Source organism: Trebonia sp. (assembly GCF_030042015.1).
GTDB lineage: Bacteria > Actinomycetota > Actinomycetes > Streptosporangiales > Streptosporangiaceae > Trebonia.
This window is the reverse complement of the sequence record NZ_JASIAL010000336.1, coordinates 1-6,417: the sequence shown is the minus strand read 5'-3', so window position 1 is coordinate 6,417 and position 6,417 is coordinate 1. Positions and strand designations below refer to the sequence as shown.

At 71.2% G+C, this 6,417-nt stretch carries 5 protein-coding genes and 1 pseudogene; 1 reads left to right on the top strand and 5 read right to left on the bottom strand.

Annotated features, from left to right (window positions below; translation table 11 throughout):
- Window positions 1–324: 324 nt before the first annotated feature.
- The 5 genes from Q1N79_RS18090 to Q1N79_RS18070 all read right to left on the bottom strand — a co-directional run bounded on the left by Q1N79_RS18090 (window position 325) and on the right by Q1N79_RS18070 (window position 5,868).
- On the bottom strand, window positions 325–939 hold the full coding sequence (locus Q1N79_RS18090; RefSeq protein ID WP_300610390.1) for a response regulator transcription factor: 615 nt from the start codon (window positions 937–939) through the stop codon (window positions 325–327).
- Window positions 936–2,114: a sensor histidine kinase gene (locus Q1N79_RS18085; protein WP_300610388.1), complete on the bottom strand. Its 1,179-nt coding sequence runs from the start codon at window positions 2,112–2,114 to the stop codon at window positions 936–938. The genes Q1N79_RS18090 and Q1N79_RS18085 overlap by 4 nt, the downstream gene beginning before the upstream one ends.
- A gap of 88 nt (window positions 2,115–2,202) precedes the next feature.
- Entirely contained in the window at window positions 2,203–2,928 is a 726-nt protein-coding gene (locus tag Q1N79_RS18080; protein ID WP_300610386.1) for an ABC transporter permease, read from the bottom strand.
- A 1-nt stretch (window position 2,929) separates the two neighbouring features.
- The gene (locus Q1N79_RS18075) at window positions 2,930–3,907 is read right to left on the bottom strand and encodes an ABC transporter ATP-binding protein (protein WP_300610384.1); all 978 of its coding nucleotides are present in this window, start codon (window positions 3,905–3,907) and stop codon (window positions 2,930–2,932) included.
- Window positions 3,908–4,029: 122 nt separating this feature from the next.
- Window positions 4,030–5,868 (bottom strand): gamma-glutamyltransferase family protein, encoded by a 1,839-nt coding sequence (locus Q1N79_RS18070; protein WP_300610382.1) that lies wholly within the window; start codon window positions 5,866–5,868, stop codon window positions 4,030–4,032.
- Window positions 5,869–5,893: 25 nt separating this feature from the next.
- Between Q1N79_RS18070 and Q1N79_RS18065 the strand changes: the two are divergent.
- Window positions 5,894–6,417 (top strand): annotated as a pseudogene (locus Q1N79_RS18065) (DUF885 domain-containing protein); the annotation flags it as partial.

Here is a 6,417-nt window from a genome sequence, read left to right as displayed (position 1 = left end):
ATCTGAGGTCAGCCGCCACGCCCGGCCGCCCGCTGCCGGGGCGAGCCATACGTCGTCTTCGGCGACGAAGGTGAGGAGATCACCGTGAATATGCGGGAAACGAAGGTAACCGGGTGATGTCACGCGCTTCATCCTACGGGGAAGAAGTGCCTTCTTGCCCGGGGGGACGACCCCCCGGGACCCCCCGGCTGCGCCTTAACGGCGCACGTGCTCCGGGGGGACTGCGGCCCGATAGCGCCGCCTGCCCGGGGGGACGACCCCCCGGGACCCCCCGGCCGCGCCTTAACGGCGCACGTGCTCCGGGGGGACTGCGGGTGGGGGTGCCTACAACAACCAGCCGCGCTCCTGGGCTAGGCGCAGGGCTTCTGTCCGGTTGCGGGCGCCGGTCTTCTGGATGCAGGCGGACAGGTAGTTGCGCACCGTGCCCTCGGACAGGTAGAGGGTGGCGGCGATCTCGGCGATCGTCGCGCCGTCGCGGCTGGCCGCGAGGACGTCCCGCTCGCGTGGCGTGAGCGGGCTCGCGCCCTCGGTCAGCGCGGCCGCGGCGAGGTCCGGGTCGATGACCTTCTGCCCGTTCCTGACCTGCCTGATCGTCCGCGCGAGCTTGTCCGCAGGCGAGTCCTTCACGATGAACCCTGACACGCCGGACTCCATCGCGCGGCGCAGGTAGCCCGGGCGGCCGAACGTGGTGAGGATGACGATCTTGATGTCCGGGGACTGCTTCCGCAGCGCCGCCGCGGCCGCCAGGCCGTCCATGCCGGGCATCTCGATGTCCAGCAGGGCCACATCGGGCTTGGCGTCCTTCGCGGCGCTCGTCACCTCGTCGCCGCGGCCGACCTGGGCGACCACCTCGATGTCGTCCTCGAACGACAGCAGCGCCGTGAGCGCCTCGCGGATCATCGCCTGGTCCTCGGCGAGCAGGACCCGGATCGGGTTCACGATGTCACGGTAGCGCCGCTGCGGTCGGGAACCGAAGCGATGACGGTGAAGCCGCGGGCCGGGCCGGGAACGATCTCGAGCTCGCCGCCGACGGCGGCAAGCCGTTCGGACATGCCGCGCAGTCCGGTGCCCGCGGCGTCCCCGGCGTGGCCATGACCGTCGTCGTGGACGTCCAGGGCGAGGATGCCGGAGCGGTGGGTGAGACCGACGTGGCAGTTCTTCGCTCCCGAGTGGCGGACCACGTTGGTAACCGCCTCACGCAGGCACCAGGCCAGGGCCGCCTCCGCGTCGGGGTCGAACGTGCCGGACAGCAGCGTGAGGTCCGCGTCGTCGTGCGGCGTGATCCCGGCCGCTTCGAGGGCGGTGCGCGCGGTGATGATCTCAACCGCGAGCGTCGGCCGCCGGTAGCCGCTGATGGCCTCGCGGATGTCGTGCAGGGTCTGCCTGCTGACGCTCGCGACCTGTTCGATCTCGTCGCGCACCCGGTCCCGGTCGGGGCCTTCAGGCAGCCGCCGCAGCAGCCGTGCGGCGAGCTCGGACTTGAGCGTGATCATCGACAGCGACTGCCCCGTCAGGTCGTGCATGTCACGGGCCAGCCGCAGCCGCTCCTCGCTCGCGGCCAGCTGCGCCACGGTCTCCCTGGCCTGCCGCAGTTCGTTCGTCACCTCGGCCAGCCTGCGCAGGCCGATCACGGCCAGGCCGACAAACACGACGGGCAGCAGGTTGAGCACGAAGTCCGTCGTGTCGACGTGCCCGGTCAGGCAGAAGATCGCGTACGCCACGCCGCACCCGATGACCGCCCGCACCGCCCAGCGGCGGCTGGGGACCAGCAGGCCGGACGCGGAGGACACGAAGATCCACAGCGTGCTTGCCCCGGTACCCGCGTACAGCACGCAGGCGGCCGCCGCGAGCGCGGCCAGGGCGGCCACGCTGAACACCGCGCGCGGCAGGGGGTGCGGCCAGCTGGGGACGTAGCTCAGGTAGATGGCGCAGAACGCCACCACGATCGCCAGCCCGCCGCCCGTGTACAGCGCGCTGTGGTGATGGCCGAACAAGGTGGTCACCGGCTGGATGAGGTAGACGAGCCAGACCGCGGTGAACAGCATGCCGATGACGCGCGCGGCCCTGCTGTTGTCGCCAGGACCGAAGCGCGTGCCGGTACCGGGATCAGCCATATCCGCTGCCTCTCTCGCCTTTAATCATGCTAGGCCCGGCTGTGCTCCGCGGCCGCGCCCGCGGGCGCGGCCCGCAGAGCCGCGCTGCTCAGACCGCCTCGGCGGTCGCCCGCACCGCCAGCACGGCGAAGGCGACGAAGCCCACTAGCCAGATCAGGATGACGGCGATGTTGGCGATCGAGATGGTCCCGTTGGCGAGCACGTCCGTGCTGATCGCGATGATCCGGTAGGTCGGCGTGATCTCGCCGAACTTGCGCAGGCCGCCGCTGAGGGGGAACCACAGGCCGCCGAAGATCGTGAAGAAGAAGTACACGAGCATCGCGACCGGCTGCACCGAGTCCGGCCGCAGCATGTAGCCCAGGGCCACCGCGAGCGCGGCGAAGATCAGCGTGCCGAGCCAGATGGCGACCGCGATCGCGATCCACTTCCAGATCGGCATCATCACGCCGCCGTAGAACCGGCCGAGCAGCAGCACGACCACGATCGACGGAACCGTGGTCGCCATTGAGGCGAGGATCTTCGCGACCACGTAGGCGTTCGCGGGCAGCGGGGTCAGCCGGAGCTGCCTGATCCAGCCGTCCTTGCGCTCCTGCGAGATGCGGATCATGTTGTTGTTGAAGGCTCCGGCGAACGCGCCGAACGAGGCCATGCCCACCATGTAGAAGGCCTTGAACGGTACGCCGTAGACGGTAGCCGCCTGCTTGGCGAAGATCAGGTACAGCATGACCGGAAGGGCGACGGTGAAGATCAGGTAGCGCTTGTTCCGGCGCACCCGGTTGACCTCGGCCGTCGCCAGCGACAACGTGCCCCTCATGTCAGATCGTCTCCCTGTTTCCCTGTTGGCGGAAACCAGCCGGCACGGGGTCGGCCGGGGTCGCCGGGTCGCCCGCCCTGTCGTCTTCCGCCGTGATCGCGATGAAGGCCTGCTCGAGGCCGAGGCTGCCCACTTCGAGCTCGCGCGGCCGGTAGCCGGCGTCGAGCAGCGCGTACAGCGTGTCGTCGGAATCGGTGGTCTGGATCTGCACCAGGTCGTTCCTGACCTCCAGGTTCACCAGCCCGGGCAGGCCGAGCAGGAACGGCTCGTCCACCTGGTTCAGGCGGAAGGACATCCGCTTGGCCCCGGCCTTTTCCTTGATCTCGGCCGGGGTGCCGTCGGCGAGCAGCCGTCCCCTGTTGATCACGAGGATGCGGTCGGCGGCCTGGTCGGCCTCTTCCAGGTAGTGCGTGGCGAACAGCAGCGTCTTGCCCTCGGCGACCTCGGCCTTCATGTTCGCCCAGAACAGCTGGCGGGTCTCCACGTCCATCGCCGTCGTGGGCTCGTCGAGCACGATCAGCTCGCAGTCGCCCGCGATCGCGAGCGCGAACCGCACGCGCTGCGTCTGGCCGCCGGACAGCCGGTCGACCCGCTGGCCGGCGAGCTCGGCGATGCCCGCGCGCTTCATCGTGACCTCCGGCGGTATCGGCCGCGGGTGGAACCCCGCCACCAGCGTCACCAGCTCGCCGACCGTGATCTCCGGCATCAGCCCGCCGGACTGCAGCATGGCACCGACCCGGCCGGACTTGACCGCGTGGTAGGGGTCGCTGCCGAACATCGCGATCTTGCCCGATGTCGGCTTGCGGAGCGCGAGCAGCATGTCCAGCGAGGTGGACTTGCCGGCGCCGTTCGGGCCGAGGAGGGCGACGGTCTCGCCCGGCCGCAGGTCAAGGCTGAGCCCGTCGACCGCCTTGAGGCTCCCGTAGTGCTTGCTTACGTTCTCGAACGAGACGATCGGTCCCGTTCCGCTGTGGCTCATCAGTGGTCCCCTTGGGTGGGTGGCTGTGGCTATGGCGTACGTCCGCCACCCATACCACCATCGGCTGCGCGCGGCCGGTAGTGCGCTCCCTCAGCACTCCGTCATGACATGTGTCATCGGTGTCAGCGGCCGACGGCGTAGCCCTGCATGCCGCGCGGGTTGGCCGCGGCGTACAGCATGCCGCCGCGGCGGGCCACCGCGCTGATCCGGCCCAGCGACCACGGCGGCTGCACCACGACGTCGTGCCCGCGCTCGCGCAGCTCCCCGATGACCGGCTCGCCGGCGCGCTCTTCCACGTCCAGCGCCCTCGGGTACGCCTCGCGCGGGTAGAACGAGGACGGCATGTGCCGTGAGTGGAACGCCGGGAAGTCGATCGCCTGCTGCAGGTTCATCCCAAAGTGCACGTGGCTGAGGAAGAAGGCGAGCGTCCACTGGTCCTGCTGGTCCCCGCCCGGGGTGCCGAACGCCAGGTACGGCTCGCCGTCGCGCAGCGCCAGCGTGGGCGTCAGCGTGGTCCGCGGTCGCTTGCCCGGCGCGAGCGTGGCGGGCAGGCCCGGGGTGAGCGAGAACATCTGCGCACGGGTGCCGAGGCAGAAGCCGAGCTCGGGAATGACGGGCGAGGACTGCAGCCAGCCGCCGCTCGGCGTGGCGGTGACCAGGTTGCCCCACCGGTCGGCCACGTCGAGGTGGCAGGTGTCGCCGCGCCGCGCCTGCGCGCTGGCGGATCTGGCGAGCGGCTCGCCGGTCGCCGGATCCAGGGCGGGGTCCCCGCTCCCCCGCGGGCCCGCCCCGCCTCTTGCTGTTATCCCGAACGGTGCCGTGGCGAATGCCGGCAGCGCCGGTTCTCTTCCGCCGGGCCGGCCTGGCAGCAGCTGCGCGCTCGCGGTGTCGCCGACGAGCTTGCGGCGCTCGTCGTTATACGCTTGTGACAGCAGATCGTCCAGGGGCACATCGGCGAAGTCCGGGTCTCCGTACCACGCTTCCCGGTCAGCAAACGCGAGCTTCGCGCACTCCGTCACCGTGTGGATGTACTCCGCGCCGCCCGGCTCCATCCGGTCCAGGTCGAAGCCGTCGAGCAGGGCGAGCTGCTGCAGGAACACCGGTCCCTGGCCCCAGGGGCCGGTCTTGCAGACGGTGAATCCGCGGTAGTCGTAGGTGACTGGAGCCTCAAGGCGGGCGTGCCAGGTCGCCAGGTCCTGCGCGGTGAGGAACCCGCGGTGCCGCTCCCCCGTCACGTCCATCACCTCGGTGGCCGCGAACCGGCCGACCGCCTCGGCCACGAAACCGTCGTACCAGGCGCGCCGCGCCGCCTCGATCTGCTCGTCCCGGTCGCTGCTGGCCGCCTCGGCCTCGTCAAGGATCGCCTTGTACGTGGCGGCGAGCGCGGGATTGGCGAACCTGCTGCCCGGCGCAGGCACGCCGCCGCCTGGCAGGTACACCTGCGCGGAGCTGGTCCAGTGCTCGCGGAACAGGTCGGCCACGCTGGCGATGCCCCAGCTGATAGCGGGCACGAGCGGGTACCCGGACTCGGCGTAGCCGATCGCGTAGCCGAGCACGTCGCGCAGCCGCAGCCGCCCGTACTCGCGCAGCAGGAGCAGCCACGCGCCGAGCGCGCCAGGCACGCACGCGGCCAGCAGCCCGCTGCCCGGCACCAGGTCCAGGCCGAGCGCCGTGTAGGCCTGCGTGGTGGCGCCGGCCGGGGCGGTGCCCTGCCCGCAGACCGCGAACGTCTCACCGCGGCCCGCGTCGTAGCCGATCACCGGCACCTCGCCGCCCGGGCCGCACAGGTGCGGCTCGACGACCTGCAGCACGAAACCGGCCGCGACCGCGGCGTCGAAGGCGTTGCCGTCCTTTTCCAGGACCGCCATGCCGGCCGCCGAGGCGAGCCAGTGCGTGGACGCCACCATGCCGAACGTGCCCGCGAGCTCCGGCCTGGTGGTGAACTCCGGGATGTCGGCCATAACGAACACTGTAGCGTTGCCTCGCATGGACGACCTTGACCCGCGGCTGCGCGCGGTCTGCGACCTCAACGTCGCGGAGATGCGTGAGTACAGCGGCCGGCACGAGTACGACGGCATTCCGCAGGACCTGTCGCCGGCCGCCGTGGCGGCCGGGCTTGCCCGGCTGGCCGCGGCCCGCGAGACGGGCCGAGCACAGGCCGATCCGCACGACGAGGCGCACCTGCGCGCGGCCGAAGACCTGCAGCGGGTGGTCTACGGCGACCTTGAGCTGCACCGCCGCAACCCGCTGCACCACCTGTTGGAGCTCGACCTTTCCTGCTACGACAAGGACTACGCGCCGCGCGAGCAGCGGGACGCGGCCCGCGCCGCGCACCTGGCCGCCTGGCCGCGGGTGATCGACGCGGCGGTCAAGGCTCTCGACCGGCTGTCCGCGCCGGTGGCTGAGTCGCTGCTCGGCGGCATCCGGGGCCTGGCCGCCGGCATCCCCGCCGATGCGGACCCGAATGCCCAGCACGCCGCGCGCGCCGCGCACGCCCGGCTGGTCGCCCA

What these genes read in the sequence shown, in the direction of transcription:
- Q1N79_RS18085 (WP_300610388.1), bottom strand. Translation starts at nt 2,114, where the DNA reads ATGGCTGATCCCGGTACCGGCACGCGCTTCGGTCCTGGCGACAACAGC.
- Q1N79_RS18075 (WP_300610384.1), bottom strand. Translation starts at nt 3,907, where the DNA reads ATGAGCCACAGCGGAACGGGACCGATCGTCTCGTTCGAGAACGTAAGC.
- Q1N79_RS18070 (WP_300610382.1), bottom strand. Translation starts at nt 5,868, where the DNA reads ATGGCCGACATCCCGGAGTTCACCACCAGGCCGGAGCTCGCGGGCACG.
- Q1N79_RS18080 (WP_300610386.1), bottom strand. Translation starts at nt 2,928, where the DNA reads ATGAGGGGCACGTTGTCGCTGGCGACGGCCGAGGTCAACCGGGTGCGC.